This is a genomic window from Promicromonospora sp. NPDC110617, from assembly GCF_055598465.1.
In genome coordinates, this window is the sequence record NZ_JBVKBM010000008.1 from 92,392 (window position 1) to 108,021 (window position 15,630).

Genomic DNA, 15,630 nt, shown 5'->3' on the forward strand with positions numbered 1-15,630 from the left:
TTGTCCACGTCCTGCCGGGTACGAAGCCCAGCGTCAGAGCTGCCGTCCGGACCGCGCACCGCGGGTCCGACGGCCCGATCCCCTGAGGTATCCGTGCGCCTGCCCAGCCCGCTGTACCGCCTCTACGAGCGACGCCTGGCGTCCGCCCTGCACGGCGCCACGCTGCCCCGGCACATCGGTGTGATGCTCGACGGCAACCGCCGCTGGGCGCGCTCGTTCGGCGAGACGGCGGCCACGGGCCACCGCCGCGGCGCCGACAAGATCACCGAGTTCCTCGGCTGGGCCGAGTCGCTGGGCATCGAGGTCGTCACGCTGTGGATGCTCTCCACCGACAACCTGAGCCGGTCGGCGGACGAGCTGAGCAACCTGCTGGACATCATCGAGGACGCCGTCTCCGACCTCGCGGAGTCCGGCCGCTGGCGTCTGCGCGTCATCGGCCGCCTCGACCTGCTCCCCGCGCGGCTGGCCGCCGCCCTGCGCGCCGCCGCCGACCGCACCGCCGGGGTCAAGGGCCTCCAGGTCAACGTCGCCATCGGGTACGGCGGCCGCACCGAGATCGCCGACGCCGTCCGCTCCTACCTCACCGAGCGCGCGAAGGACGGGGCCACGCTGGCGGACCTCGCCGAGTCGATCGACGTGGAGCACATCGCCGAGCACCTGTACACCAAGGGGCAGCCCGACCCGGAGCTGGTCATCCGCACCTCCGGGGAGCAGCGCATCGGCGGGTTCCTCATGTGGCAGAGCCAGCACACCGAGTTCTACTTCTGCGAGGCGTACTGGCCCGCGTTCCGCCGTGTCGACTTCTTGCGCGCGCTGCGCGACTTCTCCCTCCGGGAACGCCGCCTCGGGCGGTGACCGGAGCCGTCCCGGACGCGGCCCGGAACCCTGCGCCCGCTGGAAATTCGCATGGTGAAATTCGCCACCACGTGCCCAGGTAGGTGACTGAAAGTTCAGTCAGGTAGCGTGCCGAAGATGACAAGGTGGGCGCACTGATGACCGAGCGACGGGTGCCCTCGGCGCGGGAGGCCGCCGAGGCGTGGGAGTCGTTGTTTCGCGCTCAGGTGACGGTGATGCGCCGGCTCCTGGCGGACGACATCTGGGGCGACCTGAGCATGCGTGAGTACGACGTGCTGTTCACGCTCGCGCTCGCGCCCGGCGAGACGCTCCGGCTGCGGGAGCTCAACGAGAACATCCTGATGGCGCAGTCCTCGCTGTCGCGCATGGTGGAGCGGCTTGAGAAGCGGGGTCTGGTGCGCCGGCACCCCTCGCCCGACGACGGCCGGGGCGTGCTGGTGAGCCTCACACCGGAGGGTTCGGAGACCCAGAAGGAGCTCGGGCGCCGGCACGTGCGGTCCATCGCCCACTACGTGGGGCCCGCGCTCGACGCGGAGGACCTGGACCACCTGCGCCAGCTCGCCGACGCGCTGCGCGGGGCGCAGGCGGACATCGACGACTTCTGACGGGGCCGGGCCGGTGGGCCCGCCCGCTGGTCGGGGCCGCTGATCAGGCCCATGATCAGGCGCTTCGCGCCTGGCCGCGGAGCGCCTCCACGACGATGCGCACCGCGGCGCGGTCCAGCGTCGTGCGGCGCGCCACCAGGTGGATGTCGCGCCGAGGCGGGTCGACGAGGTCGAGCGTGCGCACGGCGTAGCGGTCGTGCACCGCGAGCAGCGGCAGCAGGGTGATCGACAGGCCCGCCTCGACGTGGCTCAGCAGGGTGCCGTGGCTCTCGAACCTGGCCACGGCCCGCGGCGTGAAGCCGGCGCGCCGGCACAGGCGTTCGGCGAGGTCGGCCAGGTGCGCCCCGGGGTGTTCGAACGCCCACGGCTCGCCCGCCAGGGTGGTCAGGTCCACGCGCCCCGAACGCTCGCCGGTCACGGTGTCGCGTGCCGTCACGAGCACCACGCGGTCGCCCGTCAGCGGCAGGCGCGCGAGGTCGGCGTCGGGCGGCACGGGCGCGTCCGGGAAGTCCGCGCAGATGGCGACGTCCACCTCGCCGCGCTGCAACGCACCCCGGCTGACCTGGGGTTCCGCCTCGGTGAGCTGGACCGAGATGCGCGGGTACTCCTCGGCGAGGGCCGCGACGGCGGGCACGACGATGCCGTGGAACGCGCTGGTGAACGCCGACAGCCGCACCACCCCGGTGGGCTCCGAGTGCAGGTCCGCGATGTCGGCCTCGGCGGCCGCGATGCGGTCGAGGATCTGCGCGGCGTGGCCCGCGAGCGTGACGCCCGCGGGCGTGAGCCGGATGCGCCGTCCGACTCGCTCGAAGAGCTGGGTCCTGGCCTCCGTCTCCAGCGTGGAGAGCTGCTGGGAGACGCTGGAGGGGCTCAGGTGCGTCGCGTCGGCGACGGCGCGCACCGTCCCGAGCAGGTGCAGCTGGTGCAGGAGGCGCAGGCGCCAGGGGTTGAGCATGGGCACATCCTTGTGCAGGTTCGCCGAACATTCTATTCGGGAACGTGGTCTGGACCCGCACACCGCGAGGTGCTTACCGTCACCCTATGAACATCGGCGTTCCCACGGAGATCAAGAACAACGAGAGCCGGGTCGCGCTCACGCCCGCCGGTGCTCACGAGCTGGTCCGCCGTGGGCACGACGTGCTGGTGCAGGCCGGCGCCGGGCAGGGCTCGGGCTTCGACGACGACGCCTACCGGCTCGCCGGCGCGCGCACCGTCCCCGCGGCCGAGGAGGTCTGGGCCGAGGCCGACCTGCTCGTCAAGGTCAAGGAGCCGATCGAGCCCGAGTACGCGCTCATGCGCCCGGACCAGACCCTGTTCACCTACCTCCACCTCGCGGCGTCCGCGTCCTGCACCGACGCGCTCCTCGCCGCGGGCACCACGGCCATCGCCTACGAGACCGTGCAGCTGGCCGACCGCTCGCTCCCGCTGCTGAGCCCCATGAGCGAGGTCGCCGGACGCCTGTCCGCGCAGGTGGGCGCCTACCACCTGATGCGGCCGCACGGTGGCACGGGGGTGCTCATGGGCGGCGTGCCCGGCACGCCCCGGGCCAAGGTCGTGGTGATCGGCGGCGGCGTCGCCGGGGAGCACGCGGCCGCGAACGCGCTCGGCATGGGTGCCGACGTCACCGTGCTGGACGTGTCGCTGCCCGCGCTGCGCCGCATCGAGGCGCGGTTCGGCGGGGCCGTCGGCACCCGGGTGTCGACGACGTACGAGGTGGCCGACCAGGTCGCCGGCGCGGACCTGGTGATCGGGTCGGTCCTGATCCCCGGCGCCGCCGCGCCCAAGATCGTCACCGACGCCATGGTCAAGGTGATGAAGCCGGGCGCCGTGCTCGTGGACATCGCGATCGACCAGGGCGGCTGCTTCGAGCACTCGCACCCCACCACGCACGACGCCCCGACCTTCGCCGTGCACGACACCCTCTACTACTGCGTCGCGAACATGCCCGGTGCGGTGCCCGCGACGTCGACCCGCGCGCTGACCAACGCGACGCTGCCGTACGTGGTGGCCCTCGCGGACCGGGGCTGGCGCGACGCGCTGCGGGCCGACGAGGCCCTGGCCCGCGGGCTGAGCACCCACGCCGGGCACATCACCAACGCCGGGGTGGCCGAGGCGTTCGGCGCCGAGGCGGTCCCGGTGGCCGAGATCCTGGCGGCGTGACGGCCGCGACGGCCTACGATCGGCGCGTGGAGCCGCTGCACATCGTCGTCTGCCCGGACTCGTTCAAGGGCAGCCTGTCTGCGTCCGAGGTCGCGTCCGCGATCGCCGACGGTGTCCTGGACGCCGCGCCCGGCGTCGTCGTCACACGCCTGCCCATGGCCGACGGCGGTGAGGGCACCCTCGACGCGCTCCTCGCCGTCTGGGGCGGTGCCGCTCACGTGACGGAGACGGTCGACGCGATCGGGCGGCCGACGTCGGCCAGATGGGCGGTCTCGCCCGACGGGCGCACCGCCGTGGTCGAGCTCGCCGAGGCCAGCGGCCTGCCCGGCGTCTCCGACGTGCCGCTCCAGCCGCTGCACGCGAGCACGCGCGGAACCGGCGACCTGGCGTGCGCGGCGCTCGACGCGGGCGTCGCCGAGGTGCTGGTCTGTCTGGGCGGCTCCGCCTCCACGGACGGCGGCGCGGGCATCCTGACCGGCCTCGGCGTCCGGCTCCTCGACGCCGAGGGCGACCAGGTGCCCGACGGCGGCGAAGGGCTGGCCTCCGTCGCCTCCCTCGACCTGTCCGGGCTGCACCCGCGGGCGCGCGACGTGCGCTGGCGGCTCGCCGTCGACGTCACCAACCCGCTGGTCGGCGAGCACGGCGCCGCCCGCGTGTTCGGCCCGCAGAAGGGCGCCCGGGACGGCGAGACGGAGTTCCTCGACGCCGCCCTCGCGCACTGGGCCGACGTGCTGGAGCGCGAGACGAGGGCCGCCGTCGCCGACCTGCCCGGCACCGGCGCCGCCGGCGGCGTGCCCGCCGGGCTGATCGCGGTGCTCGGCGCCGAGACCACCCCCGGCGCGGAGCTGGTCGCCGAGGCGGTCGGCCTGCCCGCCGCGCTCGCGGACGCCGCCCTGGTGATCACGGGGGAGGGGTCCTTCGACTCGCAGTCGGTGAACGGCAAGGTGGCCGACGGCGTGGCACGCCTCGCCGCGGCGTCGCCCACCAGCCCGCCGGTCGTGGTGCTGGCCGGGCAGGTGCTGCTCCCGGAGGCGCAGGCGCGGGCCGCCGGGATCGCCGCCGCGTTCTCGATCGCGCCCGGCCCGGTGGGGCTGGACGACCTGATCGCCCGCACCGCGCCCCGCCTGCGCGACCTCGCCGCGGCCGTCACGAGCCTGGTGCGCGCGAGCCGCTAGGGGCGGTGGGTCTCCGCGGTCGGCCGCAGGGGTCGGCAGTCTGCCGCGCTGCCCGCTGCTCACGGCGTGGGGTCGGCAGTTTGCCGCGCAAAGTCGGCAGTCTGCATCGAGGTCGGCACAGGCCTGTGCCGACCTCGATGCAGACTGCCGACCTCCCAACAGGCTGCCGACCTCGACACACACTGCCGACGGCGTGCACACTGCCGCCTCAGGTCAGCAGGTCGCTCGCCTGCGCCGGCGAGGGCACGCGGGCCGGCGACCGCCGGGCGCGCAGCCAGAGCACCGCCGCGACCGAGGCGAGCACCTGGAACGCGCCGGTCACCACGAGCACCGGCCCGGCCCCGAACGCGCCGATCAGCGCGCCGCCCGCGAGCAGCCCGGCCGAGGCGCCGCCGGCGTGCAGCACGGTCTCCGCGGTGAACGCCGTGCGGCGCGCGGCGCCCGTGGTGCTGTCCACGATGAGGGCGTTGAGCGCGGCGATGCCGAACGGCATGGCCAGGCCGCCCACCGCCGACACCACACCCACGGCGAGCAGGTCGGGCGCGGCAGCGGGCAGCGCCAGGTACGCCAGGCCGAACACCACCCACGACGTCACGATCGCCGGGATGCGCGGCACCCGGTGAACCACGAGCGGCACGACGAACGAGACGCCGACGGTCGCGGCGCCGTACCCCGCCATCCCGGCGGCGATGAGCTCGCCCGGCCGGTCGAGCTCCACGCCGAGCAGGGCCAGGCCCAGCGCGAACGCGAACCAGGTGACGCCCCCGACGCCCGCCAGGGCCAGGCCGACGGTCAGCTCCGGGTTGCCGCGCAGCACGGTACGCAGGGGAGGGACGGGCTCCTCCCGCTGGTCGACCCGTACCCGCTGGTCGCCCCGTTCCCGCTGGTCGAGCTTGTCGAGACCCGGTTCGGTCTCGACAAGCTCGACCCGCGAGGCCGCCGGCACGGTGAGCATCGCGACGGCGGCCAGCGCCACGGCGGCCGCCTCCCACCACAGCAGCGGCTCGGCGCCCCAGGCGACCAGCAGCCAGGCCCCGAGCGCGGGCGCGAAGATCATGGAGACGCGGTGTGCCAGGTCCTGCCAGGCCAGTGCCTTGGCGCCCGCGCCGGGCTTGTTGCCGGGCAGCTCGGCCAGGTCCGCGGTCAGCGCCCGCTGCGCGGGCGAGAGCAGGGCCGACGTCGCGCCCGTGACCAGGCCGGTCGCGCACAGCACCACCGCGCCGACGCCCACGGTCGCGGCGGCGACCGGCACCAGGGCGAGCCCGAGCACCTGGACCGCGAGCAGCAGGGCCAGCGCGCGTCCCGAGACCAGGTGCGCGCGCAGGGGCCGGCCCCACCACCCGGAGGTGAGCAGCGGCAGGCCGGCGAACCCGCCGACCAGGCCGGTGGTCCAGGCGTCGCCGGTCTGGTCGAGCGCGACCAGTGGCAGCGCGACGGCGGTGATGCGCTGGCCGGTCCAGGTGACGAACGTGGTGGCGGTCAGCGTGACGAGGTGTGGGTTGCGCACGCTGCCATCCTGCGGCCGTGACGAGTCGGCCGGTAGACGGCTGCCGGACATGGCGGGCCATAGGCTGGCCCTATGACCTCATATCCCACGGTCGAGGACCTGCGGCTGGTCGACGCCGTCGCTCGGCACGGGTCGCTCGGCGCCGCGGCCCGCGAGCTGCTGGTGAGCCAGCCGTCGGCGAGCCAGCGGCTGGCCGCGCTGGAGCGGCGCGTGGGGACGAGCCTGTTCGACCGCGACACCACCGGCGCCCGCCCGACGGCGGCGGGCCGGGAGTTCTGCGAGCAGGCCGCGCACGTCCTGGACCACCTGGGCACGATCGTCGAGCGCGCGCTGGCGGCGGCGCAGTCGCGCACCGTCTCGGTGGGCGCGTTCCCGAGCATCGCGGGCACGCTGTTCGCCGCGCTCGACGTGCTGCTCGACGACGTCGTGGTGCAGCCGGAGGTGGACCACGGCCCGCGGCTGCTGGAGTGGGTCGAGCGGGGCACCCTCGACGCCGCGTTCACCGGCATCGCCAAGCAGGTCCCGATCGCGCGCGGGCTGGTGGTCACGGAGGTGGGGCGGCACGACCTGGTCACGCTGCTGCCCGCCGGCGCTCCCGCGCCGGGACCGGGCCGGCGTCCGTACGAGGGGCAGACCGTCGTGTACTGCCCGCTCGACCTGACGGGCGACGTCCTGCACCGGCGGCTCACGGAGCTGGGCGCGCACGCGCGGCCCGGGGCGACGGCGGAGGCCGCGGTCCGGACGGCGCGGGAGCGGCGGTGCGCCGCCGTCGTGCCCGACATGGTGGCCCGCTGGTACGCCGCCCCGGGCGACCGCACGGTGCCGGCGCCCTTCCGCGGGCGCGTCACGCTCTCCATGGTGACGCGGAGCCCTGTGCCACCGGCTCTTCTGGGCGCCCTGCCGGGGCTGCGCGAACGGCTGCGGGAGGGGAACGCGCACGCCCGCGCCTAGTGTCAGACGTACAGGTCACCCGGGTGACCCGTGCGTCTGACAGCGGGGTGGTTCTGACAGGGCGTCGGTTCGATGTCACGTCCCGTTCGCGCCTCTTCGGTCGGTCCCGTGTGCCCGACGGTGGAAGGATGTGCGCATGCCCGCGATTTCCCCCCAGCCTGCGGCGCACGACGCCGCGCCGTATGACGCCCTCCTGCTCTACTCCTTCGGTGGCCCGAACCAGCCCGAGGACGTGGTGCCCTTCCTGCGCAACGTCACGGCGGGCAAGGGCATCCCGGACGAGCGGCTCGAGGAGGTGGGCGAGCACTACTACGGGTTCGGCGGCAAGAGCCCCATCAACGAGCAGAACCTCGCGCTGAAGGCGGCGCTCGAGGCCGAGCTCGCCGCCCGCGGCCTCGACCTTCCGGTCGTGTGGGGCAACCGCAACTGGGCGCCGTACACCAACGACGCCGTCGACGAGCTGGAGAGCCTGGGCGCCAAGCGCACCGTCGCGCTCGTGACCAGCGCCTATGCGTCCTACTCCGGCTGCCGCCAGTACCGCGAGGACCTCGCCGTCACGCTGGACAAGCGCGGGCAGCTCGGCGCCGACGGGTCGACCGGCGTCCAGTTCGACAAGATCCGCCCCTACTTCAACCACCCGGGCTTCGTGCAGGCGAACGTCGACGCCGTCGTCGAGGCGTACGCCACCCTCGCGGCCGACGGCGGGACGCCGGCGGCGGCGAAGCTCGTCTTCGTCACGCACTCGATCCCGGACACCATGGAGGCGGCGTCGCGGATCTCGCACGCCACGTACTCCGAGCAGCACCTGGACCTGGCCGCGGTCGTCGCGGCGCGGGTCGGCGAGCGGCTCGGGCACGAGGTCCCGTGGGACCTGGCCTACTGCTCGCGCTCCGGCCCGCCCAGCCAGCCGTGGCTGGAGCCGGACGTCAACGACCACCTGGAGTCGCTCGCCGCCGACGGCGTCCGCGACGTGGTCCTGTCCCCGATCGGATTCATCTCCGACCACATGGAGGTCGCCTACGACCTCGACACCGAGGCGCTCGCCACGGCGAAGGATCTCGGCATCACCGCTGTGCGAGCCGGTACGGTCGGCGTGCGGGAACCGTTCGTGAGCGGCCTGGTGGACCTGCTGCTGGAGCGGGCCGCGCTGGCTCGCGACGAGCAGGTCACCGAGGCGACCGAGGGTTCGCTCCCGGCCCTCCGCTCGGTCTGCGCGCCGGGCTGCTGCCTGCGCCGGGACGGCGAGGCGAGCGGCGTCCCGGTCCTGTGCAGCACGGACCTGTACTCCTGAGGTCCACGCGGCGCCCGTGACCGCCCATGACAGAGAGGCAGACATGAACGACACGCACGTGCACGGGGACACCGGGCACGAGATCGACACGACCGCGATCAACGAGGGCATCCGCTACACGATGTTCTCGGTCTTCTCGCTGACGGAGACGCTCCCGGCGGACGAGAACGAGCGCAAGGCCGTCGTGGCCGACGCCGAGGCCGCCGTCGGCGGCGCCGTCGACCCGGCCGCCACCTCCGGCGACCTCGTGGTCCGCGGCTGGTACGACGTGGGCGGCCTGCGCTCCGACGCCGACCTCATGCTCTGGACCCACGGCCCGACGATCGAGGCCGTGCAGGGCGCCTACCAGCGCCTGCGCGCCTCCGAGCTGGGCCGCTCCCTGGAGCCGGTGTGGTCGGTCGCCGCCCTGCACCGCCCGGCCGAGTTCAACCGCGGGCACGTTCCCGCGTTCCTCGCCGGCGAGGCACCGCGCGACTACCTGTCCGTGTACCCGTTCGTCCGGTCCTACGACTGGTACCTGCTGCCCGACGAGGAGCGCCGCACCATGTTGCGCGACCACGGCATGGCGGCGGCTCCCTACAAGGACGTCCGGGCCAACACCGTCTCCGCGTTCGCCCTGGGCGACTACGAGTGGATCCTCGCGTTCGAGGCCGACGAGCTGCACCGCATCGTCGACCTCATGCGCGACCTGCGTGCGACCGAGGCCCGCCGGCACGTGCGCGAGGAGGTCCCGTTCTTCACGGGCCCGCGCACCCTGCTGGCGGACTGGGCGGACCGCCAGCCCCTGAGCTGACCCGGCCGGAGCTGACCCGGCCGGAGCTGACCCGGCCGGAGCGGCGGCCCGGCTCCGGTCGGCCCGCCGCTCCAGGTGGCTCACCACCTCACCTTTGAGGCCCGGGTTTCTTCGCTTTCGACAGCCCGAAAGCGAAGAAACCCGGGCCTCGAAGCGCATCCCGGCCAGGGCCTCAGGCGAGCGGGCGGGTTCCGGCCAAGGCCGTGGCGCCCAGGTCGTCGTCCGACAGGACCGTGGGGACCAGGCCGGCCGCCTCCAGCTGCCCGACGGCGGCGCTCACCTGGGCCTCGCCCGTCTCGACGAGCAGGTGGCCGCCCGGGCGCAGCAGCGCCGGGGCGAGGTCGATCACACGGTGCAGGATCACCAGGCCGTCGTCCCCGCCGTCGAGCGCGGCCTGCGGCTCGTGCTCGCGGGCCTCCGGCGGCATCATGCCGATCGCCTCCGTGGGCACGTAGGGCGCGTTCGCGACGAGGACGTCGACGCGGCCCCACACCTCGGCGGGCAGGGGACCGGCGAGGTCGCCCGTGTACGTCCGCGCATCGAGCCGGCCGGGCGGCCGGGCGCCGCCGGTGTCCGGCCGATCGGCGGGCGACGAGCCGTCCTGCCCGGCGGCGTGCCCGCGCAGGTCCGTCCCCGCCGCGCGGGCGGCGAAGGCCTCGGCGGCCAGCGCCTCCAGGTTCTCGTGCGCGCAGGCCACGGCCACGGGGTCGACGTCGGCGGCGTGCAGCTCGACGTCGTGCCCCGCCGCCAGCAGCCGTGCCGTGACGGCCCCGCCGAGCGCGCCGCAGCCGCAGCACAGGTCGACGACCAGGACGGGACGGTCGGCCGCGCCGGGCACAGCCGCACCGGGCACGGCCGCACCGGGTGCGCCGGCGCCGCCGTGGTCGACGGTGTCGGCGACGGCGGCGACGTCGGACAGGGCGCGCGCCCCCGCCTCCCGGACCAGCAGCTCGGACCGCCGCCGGGGGACGAAGACCCCGGGTGCCACGCGCCAGCGGCGCCCGTCGAGCTCGGCCCAGCCCACCAGGTGCTCGAGCGGGAGCCCGTCGACCCGTGCCGCCACGAGGGACTCCAGCCGGACGGGATCGGCGGCGCCGTCCGTCGTCGCGGCATCGAGCAGGATCCGGGCCTCGTCCTCGGCGAACACGCAGCCGGCGGCGCGCAGGCGCGCGACAAGTTCATCCACGGCGTCAGCGTAGGCGAACGTGTCAGACCCCCAGGTCACCGGGGTGACCTGGGGGTCTGACACGTGCGCGGGCCGGAGGGCGGATCAGGGGTAGAGGCCCCGGATCTGGTGCGCCTCCGCGACGCGCTTGACGCCGATCACCAGGGCGGCGTCGCGCAGGGACAGCGCCTCGCGCCGGGCCAGCGCCGACACCTCGGCGTACGCCGTGGTCATGCGGTACTCGAGCTTGTCGGCGATCTCCTGCTCGGTCCACCAGTAGGTCTGGTTGGCCTGGACCCACTCGAAGTACGAGACGACCACACCGCCCGCGTTCGCGAGGACGTCGGGGACCACGGTGACGCCGTTCTTCGCGAGGATCGCGTCGCCGGCCGCCGTCGTCGGGCCGTTGGCGCCCTCGACCACCCAGCGCGCCTTGACGGAGCTCGCGGTGGTCTCGTCGAGCACGCCCTCGATCGCGGCCGGGACCAGCACGTCGACGGGGAGCGCGAGCAGGTCGGTGTTGGTGACCGGGTCGGCGGCGTCGAACCCGACGACCGAGCCGGTGCGCCGCACGTGCTCCATGAGCAGGGGCACGTCGAGGCCGGCGTCGTTCCGGATGCCGCCGTACTGATCGCTCACGGCGACGACGCGCGAGCCGCGTGCCGCAAAGATCTCCGCGGCGTGCGAGCCCACCTTGCCGAAGCCCTGGACGGCGACCGACACGTCGCTCAGGTCGACGCCCGCCTCGGCGAGCGCGGCACCCGTGACGTGCACGATGCCGGCCGACGTCGCGGTGCCGCGGCCCAGCGAGCCGCCGACCGCCAGCGGCTTGCCCGTGACGACCGCGGGGATCGTGTACCCGCGGTTGACCGAGTAGGTGTCCATCACCCAGGCCATCGTCTGGGCGTCGGTGCCCATGTCGGGCGCCATGATGTCGGTGTCGGGGCCGATCATGGGCATGATCTCCGACGTGTACCGCCGGGTCACCCGCTCCAGCTCGGCCTGCGAGTAGCCGCGGGGGTCGATGGCGACGCCGCCCTTGGCGCCGCCGTACGGCAGGTTGACCACCGCACACTTCCAGGTCATCCACATGGCCAGCGCCCGCACCTCGTCGACGTCGACGGAGGGGTGGTAGCGCAGGCCGCCCTTGCCCGGGCCGAGGCTCACGTTGTGCTGCACGCGGAAGCCGTGGAACAGCACGGTCTCGCCCGTGTCCCGCCGCAGCGGCACCGCGACGTGGATCTCGCGGCGCGGCGTGGCCAGCATGCGGTGCAGGCCCTCGTCGTAGCCGAGGATCTCGGCCGCGGTGGCGAGCTGCGCGTGCGCGGTCGCGAGCGCGGAGCCCTCCGCGGGCGCGTCGGACGGGGCGAAGGTGGGCGGTGGGGTGGTGGTGGACGTCGTTGTCGTCGTCACGTGGGTCCTCCGTGGAGAACGGCGCCTCCCGCTTCGTGGGGGCGGGGGCGCGGGTTGCGCGGCGCGGGGTTTGCGCCTCGGTCTCACCGTATCGCTTCGATGGGCGAATGTGCTCGGCTGCGGGGTGTTGGCCGATGATTTTCCGGTGTCGGTGCCATTGCTTGGGAATCAGCGTTCCGTGACCCGCCAAGCGCAGGGAAGAAGGGCGCCCGCGAGGGCGGCCTTGGGCGCGTCACAGGGTACGCCGGTCGGACGTCCGTGCGCTGCCCCGTCGTTCAGCCCGCGGCGGCGCGCCTGTGCTCGATGTGGGCGACGAGGCCGTCGAGGATGCGGGCCAGGCCGAACTCCATCTCCCGCGCGGGGTCCGTCGCGGCCTGGTACGCCTCGCCCGCGGCGGCGCCGACGCGCCCGGCGAGCGGGTACTCGCGGCCCGCCATGACCACGCCGAGCTCGTCGGCGTTCGCGGCCCACCAGTCGGCCTGGGTCATGCCCGACGTGCGCTCCTCGGCGCGGATGCGCTCCTGCGCCTGCGCCACGCTGCTCGCGAAGCCGATGAGCAGGGCGACGGTCTGGTCCATCTCGATGTCGTCGAGGCCTGCCCCCTCGATCGCGGAGAGCTGCCACTCGTAGCGGTCGGACGCGCCCGGCCCCACCCAGGCGCGCAGCCCGGAGACCTCCAGCAGCCAGGGGTGCTGCCGGCAGTCCTCGTAGTGGAAGCGGGCGATCAGCGACATCCGGTCGCGCAGGTCCTCCGGCATCGCGGGCAGCTTCCGGCGGCCCAGCGCCCGGTCCACCATCAGCGCCACGAGCTCCTCCCGGCCGGGCACGTAGGTGTACAGGCTCATCGCGCCGAGCCCGAGCTCGGTGGCGAGCAGGCGCATCGACAGGCCGGGCAGGCCGTCGCGGTCGGCGATCCGGATCGCGGCGTCGACGACGTCGTCCACGCTCAGGCGCTGCTTGCGCCCGCGCCGGGGCGCGGACGACGCGCCGTCGTCGTAGCGCCACAGGAGGCGGAGGACGGGGTCCGGGTGGTCCGACATGGACCCACCGTAACTTTTTCGTACGGCGTACGGAATGGATGCTACGCTGGGCGAGCCGTTAGTCGTACGCTGTACGGAAAAGGAGACGCCATGTCCCTCCCACCCCTGGTCGCCCGCGGACTGCGCAAGCGGTACGGCGACACCCACGCCCTGGACGGGTTCGACCTCGAGATCGAGGCCGGCGCCGTCCACGCCCTGCTCGGCCCCAACGGCGCCGGCAAGAGCACCGCCGTCAACACGTTCGCCACCCTTACCCGCTGCGACGAGGGGGAGGTGCGCGTCGCCGGCCGGGACGTGCGCAAGGAACCCGCCGCGGTCCGCGCGTCCGTCGGGCTGGTGGGCCAGCACGCGGCGCTCGACGAGATCCTGTTCGGCCGCGAGAACCTCGTGATGTTCGGCCGCCTGTACGGCCTGTCCACGTCCTTCGCGCGCGAGCGGGCCGACGAGCTGCTCGGCACCTTCGGCCTGCTGGACGCCGCCGACCGCAAGGTGTCCACCTACTCCGGCGGGATGCGCCGGCGGCTCGACATCGCGGCCGGGCTCATCCGCCGTCCGGCGCTGCTGTTCCTCGACGAGCCGACCACCGGGCTGGACCCCCGGGCCCGCAACGAGGTCTGGCAGACCGTGCGGCAGGTCGTGGACGCCGGCACCACCGTGCTGCTCACCACCCAGTACCTCGACGAGGCGGACCAGCTCGCCGACCGGATCACCGTGATGGACGCCGGCAAGGTGGTCGCCGAGGGCTCGCCGCAGCAGCTCAAGCGGCGCCTCGGCGGCGACCGGGTGCTCGTGACGGCCCCCGCGCACGCCGACCTGGACCGGCTGGCCGCGGCGCTCGGCGGCACCGCCGACGCCGCGCTCCGGCAGGTCACCGTCGAGGCCGGGCCGGACGGCGGAGCGGCGGCGCTGACCGCCGTCGTCCGTGCGCTGGACGCCGCCGGCCTGGAGGTCGACGACATCCTGCTGCGCCGCCCGACCCTCGACGAGGTGTTCCTGCACCTCACGGCCCACGGCGCCGCGCCCACCGACCCCGCCCCGACCGACCCCGCCCCGACCGAAGGAGCCCTGCGATGACCGCCGTCGCCGCCACCCTGCGCCAGAGCTGGGTGATCACCCTGCGCGACCTCAAGCACTGGCAGCGCGAGCCGTGGACGCCCGTCTTCGGGATCGCGTTCTCGGTGATGCTCGTGCTCGTCTTCGGCTACCTGCTGGGCGGCGCGATCGCCCTGCCCGGCGGTGGGGACTACCTCGCGTACCTGATGCCGGGGATCTTCGCGCTCTCCATGATGTTCGGCATCGAGGCCACGATGAGCGCCATCGCCAACGACTCCAAGAAGGGCGTGACCGACCGGTTCCGCTCGCTGCCGATCAGCGGCGCCGCCGTCCCGCTCGGCCGGGCCGGCGCCGACCTGGTGAACTCCGCGGCCGAGCTCGCGGTGCTCATGGTGGGCGGGCTGCTCATCGGCTGGAGCGCGTCCGGCAGCGTGGCCGCCACCGTGCTCGGCGTCGTGCTGCTGCTCTGGCTGCGGTTCGCGATGCTGGTGCTCGGCGTGTTCCTCGGGCTCACGTTCCGCGGCGAGGGAGGCGTGACGGCGGTGCAGGTGCTGGTGTGGCCCCTCGGGTTCCTGTCCAACGTGCTGGTCGCGCCCGAGTCGATGCCCGGGTGGCTGGCGGTCCTGGCGCAGTGGAACCCGATCTCCGCGACGGCGGCCGCCTGCCGTGAGCTGTTCGGCAACCCGAGCGGCATCACCGGGGGAGTCCTGGCCGACCACGCCCTGCTCCTCGCGGTGCTCTGGCCGGCTGTGCTCACCCTGGTCTTCCTGCCGCTGACGGCGCGCGCCTACCGGCGCTTGTCCCGCTGAAGGTTTGAGCTCCTTCGCCGGAACGACGACGGCGTCTCGCCTGTCAGCCGCGCGAACGTGCGCGTGAACGAGGGCTGGTCGTAGAAGCCCGCCGCGGTCGCGACGTCGGCCAGGGGCACCGTGGTCGACGTGAGCAGGTGGGCCGCGCGGTCCACACGCAGCCGGAGCACGAGCTGGCGCGGCGAGAGGCCGAAGACCCGGCGCACCCGCCGGTCCAGGGACGCGGGGGCGCACCCGGCGAGCACGGCGAGGTCCGCCACGGACGGCACCTCGCCGTGCTCCAGCAGGTCCTCGACCTGCCCGCGCAGGCGGGCCATGGCCTGGATCGTCGCGTCGTCGGCGTCGCCCGAGCGCAGGTCCTGCGACACGGACACGAGGCCCACGTAGACGCCGGACTCGTCGTGCAGCGGCAGCTTGGACGTGAGGAACCAGCCGGGCGCCCCGCCGACGTGCCGGATCAGCTCCAGCTCGCCCCGGAGCGGCTTGTCGGTGGTGCGGACCAGCTCGTCCTGGCTCTCGTAGCGCTCGGCCAGCTCGGGGACGAACAGGTCGACGGCGCGCTTGCCGATCACGTCGCGCCGCGACCGCTCGCGCGTGCGCCCCACGAAGACCTGGTTGACCAGCACGTACCGGCCGTCGGCGTCCTTGGCGCAGAACATGACGCCGGACAGCTCGTCCATCAGGGCGACCATGGCGGGGTGCAGTGCGGCCAGCAGGGCCCGCGCCTCGGGCCGAGCGGCGCCGTTCGGCGGGTTGCTCATCGGGTCCCGATCGTACGCGGCGCACGCCGTCACCCCTTGGCCGAAACCTGTG

The 15,630-nt window shown here is 74.3% G+C and carries 15 protein-coding genes; 9 read left to right on the forward strand and 6 right to left on the reverse strand.

The window, feature by feature from the left end; genetic code table 11:
- Nucleotides 1–93: 93 nt before the first annotated feature.
- Both ACZ7LE_RS27780 and ACZ7LE_RS27785 read left to right on the forward strand, forming a co-directional pair.
- Nucleotides 94–855, forward strand: coding sequence for an isoprenyl transferase (locus ACZ7LE_RS27780; RefSeq protein ID WP_275006590.1), 762 nt, complete (start codon nucleotides 94–96; stop codon nucleotides 853–855).
- 137 nt (nucleotides 856–992) lie between these two features.
- A complete protein-coding gene (locus ACZ7LE_RS27785) occupies nucleotides 993–1,460 on the forward strand; it encodes a MarR family winged helix-turn-helix transcriptional regulator (protein ID WP_377234691.1) in 468 nt (155 codons plus the stop codon).
- 55 nt (nucleotides 1,461–1,515) lie between these two features.
- On the opposite strand, the gene ACZ7LE_RS27790 is transcribed toward ACZ7LE_RS27785, so the two are convergent.
- Entirely contained in the window at nucleotides 1,516–2,415 is a 900-nt protein-coding gene (locus tag ACZ7LE_RS27790) for a LysR substrate-binding domain-containing protein (protein ID WP_470406439.1), read from the reverse strand.
- 86 nt (nucleotides 2,416–2,501) lie between these two features.
- Here ACZ7LE_RS27790 and ald point away from each other — a divergent pair, with 86 nt between their 5' ends.
- Nucleotides 2,502–3,620, forward strand: coding sequence for an alanine dehydrogenase (ald, locus tag ACZ7LE_RS27795; protein WP_470406440.1), 1,119 nt, complete (start codon nucleotides 2,502–2,504; stop codon nucleotides 3,618–3,620).
- Nucleotides 3,621–3,646: 26 nt separating this feature from the next.
- Nucleotides 3,647–4,795, forward strand: coding sequence for a glycerate kinase (locus tag ACZ7LE_RS27800; protein WP_470406441.1), 1,149 nt, complete (start codon nucleotides 3,647–3,649; stop codon nucleotides 4,793–4,795).
- A gap of 208 nt (nucleotides 4,796–5,003) precedes the next feature.
- On the opposite strand, the gene ACZ7LE_RS27805 is transcribed toward ACZ7LE_RS27800, so the two are convergent.
- Nucleotides 5,004–6,302 (reverse strand): MFS transporter, encoded by a 1,299-nt coding sequence (locus ACZ7LE_RS27805; RefSeq protein ID WP_470406442.1) that lies wholly within the window; start codon nucleotides 6,300–6,302, stop codon nucleotides 5,004–5,006.
- A gap of 72 nt (nucleotides 6,303–6,374) precedes the next feature.
- Here ACZ7LE_RS27805 and ACZ7LE_RS27810 point away from each other — a divergent pair, with 72 nt between their 5' ends.
- From ACZ7LE_RS27810 to hemQ, 3 genes are all read left to right on the forward strand, one after another.
- Nucleotides 6,375–7,253: a LysR family transcriptional regulator gene (locus tag ACZ7LE_RS27810; protein ID WP_470406443.1), complete on the forward strand. Its 879-nt coding sequence runs from the start codon at nucleotides 6,375–6,377 to the stop codon at nucleotides 7,251–7,253.
- Between the two features lie 136 nt (nucleotides 7,254–7,389).
- On the forward strand, nucleotides 7,390–8,544 hold the full coding sequence (locus ACZ7LE_RS27815) for a ferrochelatase (RefSeq protein ID WP_470406444.1): 1,155 nt from the start codon (nucleotides 7,390–7,392) through the stop codon (nucleotides 8,542–8,544).
- A gap of 43 nt (nucleotides 8,545–8,587) precedes the next feature.
- Nucleotides 8,588–9,337: a hydrogen peroxide-dependent heme synthase gene (gene hemQ / locus ACZ7LE_RS27820; protein ID WP_397398415.1), complete on the forward strand. Its 750-nt coding sequence runs from the start codon at nucleotides 8,588–8,590 to the stop codon at nucleotides 9,335–9,337.
- 172 nt (nucleotides 9,338–9,509) lie between these two features.
- Here the strand turns inward: hemQ and ACZ7LE_RS27825 are convergent, their stop codons facing one another.
- The 3 genes from ACZ7LE_RS27825 to ACZ7LE_RS27835 form a co-directional block, all read right to left on the reverse strand.
- The gene (locus ACZ7LE_RS27825) at nucleotides 9,510–10,523 is read right to left on the reverse strand and encodes a class I SAM-dependent methyltransferase (protein ID WP_470406445.1); all 1,014 of its coding nucleotides are present in this window, start codon (nucleotides 10,521–10,523) and stop codon (nucleotides 9,510–9,512) included.
- Between the two features lie 84 nt (nucleotides 10,524–10,607).
- Nucleotides 10,608–11,915: a Glu/Leu/Phe/Val family dehydrogenase gene (locus tag ACZ7LE_RS27830; RefSeq protein WP_470406446.1), complete on the reverse strand. Its 1,308-nt coding sequence runs from the start codon at nucleotides 11,913–11,915 to the stop codon at nucleotides 10,608–10,610.
- A 275-nt stretch (nucleotides 11,916–12,190) separates the two neighbouring features.
- Nucleotides 12,191–12,955 carry a TetR/AcrR family transcriptional regulator gene (locus ACZ7LE_RS27835; RefSeq protein WP_470406447.1) on the reverse strand — a complete coding sequence of 255 codons (765 nt, stop codon included), beginning with the start codon at nucleotides 12,953–12,955 and terminating at the stop codon, nucleotides 12,191–12,193.
- Between the two features lie 90 nt (nucleotides 12,956–13,045).
- Between ACZ7LE_RS27835 and ACZ7LE_RS27840 the strand changes: the two genes are divergently transcribed.
- Both ACZ7LE_RS27840 and ACZ7LE_RS27845 read left to right on the forward strand, forming a co-directional pair.
- Complete coding sequence (locus ACZ7LE_RS27840; RefSeq protein WP_470406448.1) at nucleotides 13,046–14,029, forward strand: ATP-binding cassette domain-containing protein; 984 nt, start codon at nucleotides 13,046–13,048, stop codon at nucleotides 14,027–14,029.
- Nucleotides 14,026–14,817, forward strand: coding sequence for an ABC transporter permease (locus ACZ7LE_RS27845; protein WP_470406449.1), 792 nt, complete (start codon nucleotides 14,026–14,028; stop codon nucleotides 14,815–14,817). Before ACZ7LE_RS27840 ends, ACZ7LE_RS27845 begins: the two co-directional genes overlap by 4 nt.
- On the opposite strand, the gene ACZ7LE_RS27850 is transcribed toward ACZ7LE_RS27845, so the two are convergent.
- Entirely contained in the window at nucleotides 14,796–15,578 is a 783-nt protein-coding gene (locus tag ACZ7LE_RS27850; protein WP_470406450.1) for an AraC family transcriptional regulator, read from the reverse strand. The genes ACZ7LE_RS27845 and ACZ7LE_RS27850 overlap by 22 nt on opposite strands.
- Between the last annotated feature and the right edge of the window lie 52 nt (nucleotides 15,579–15,630).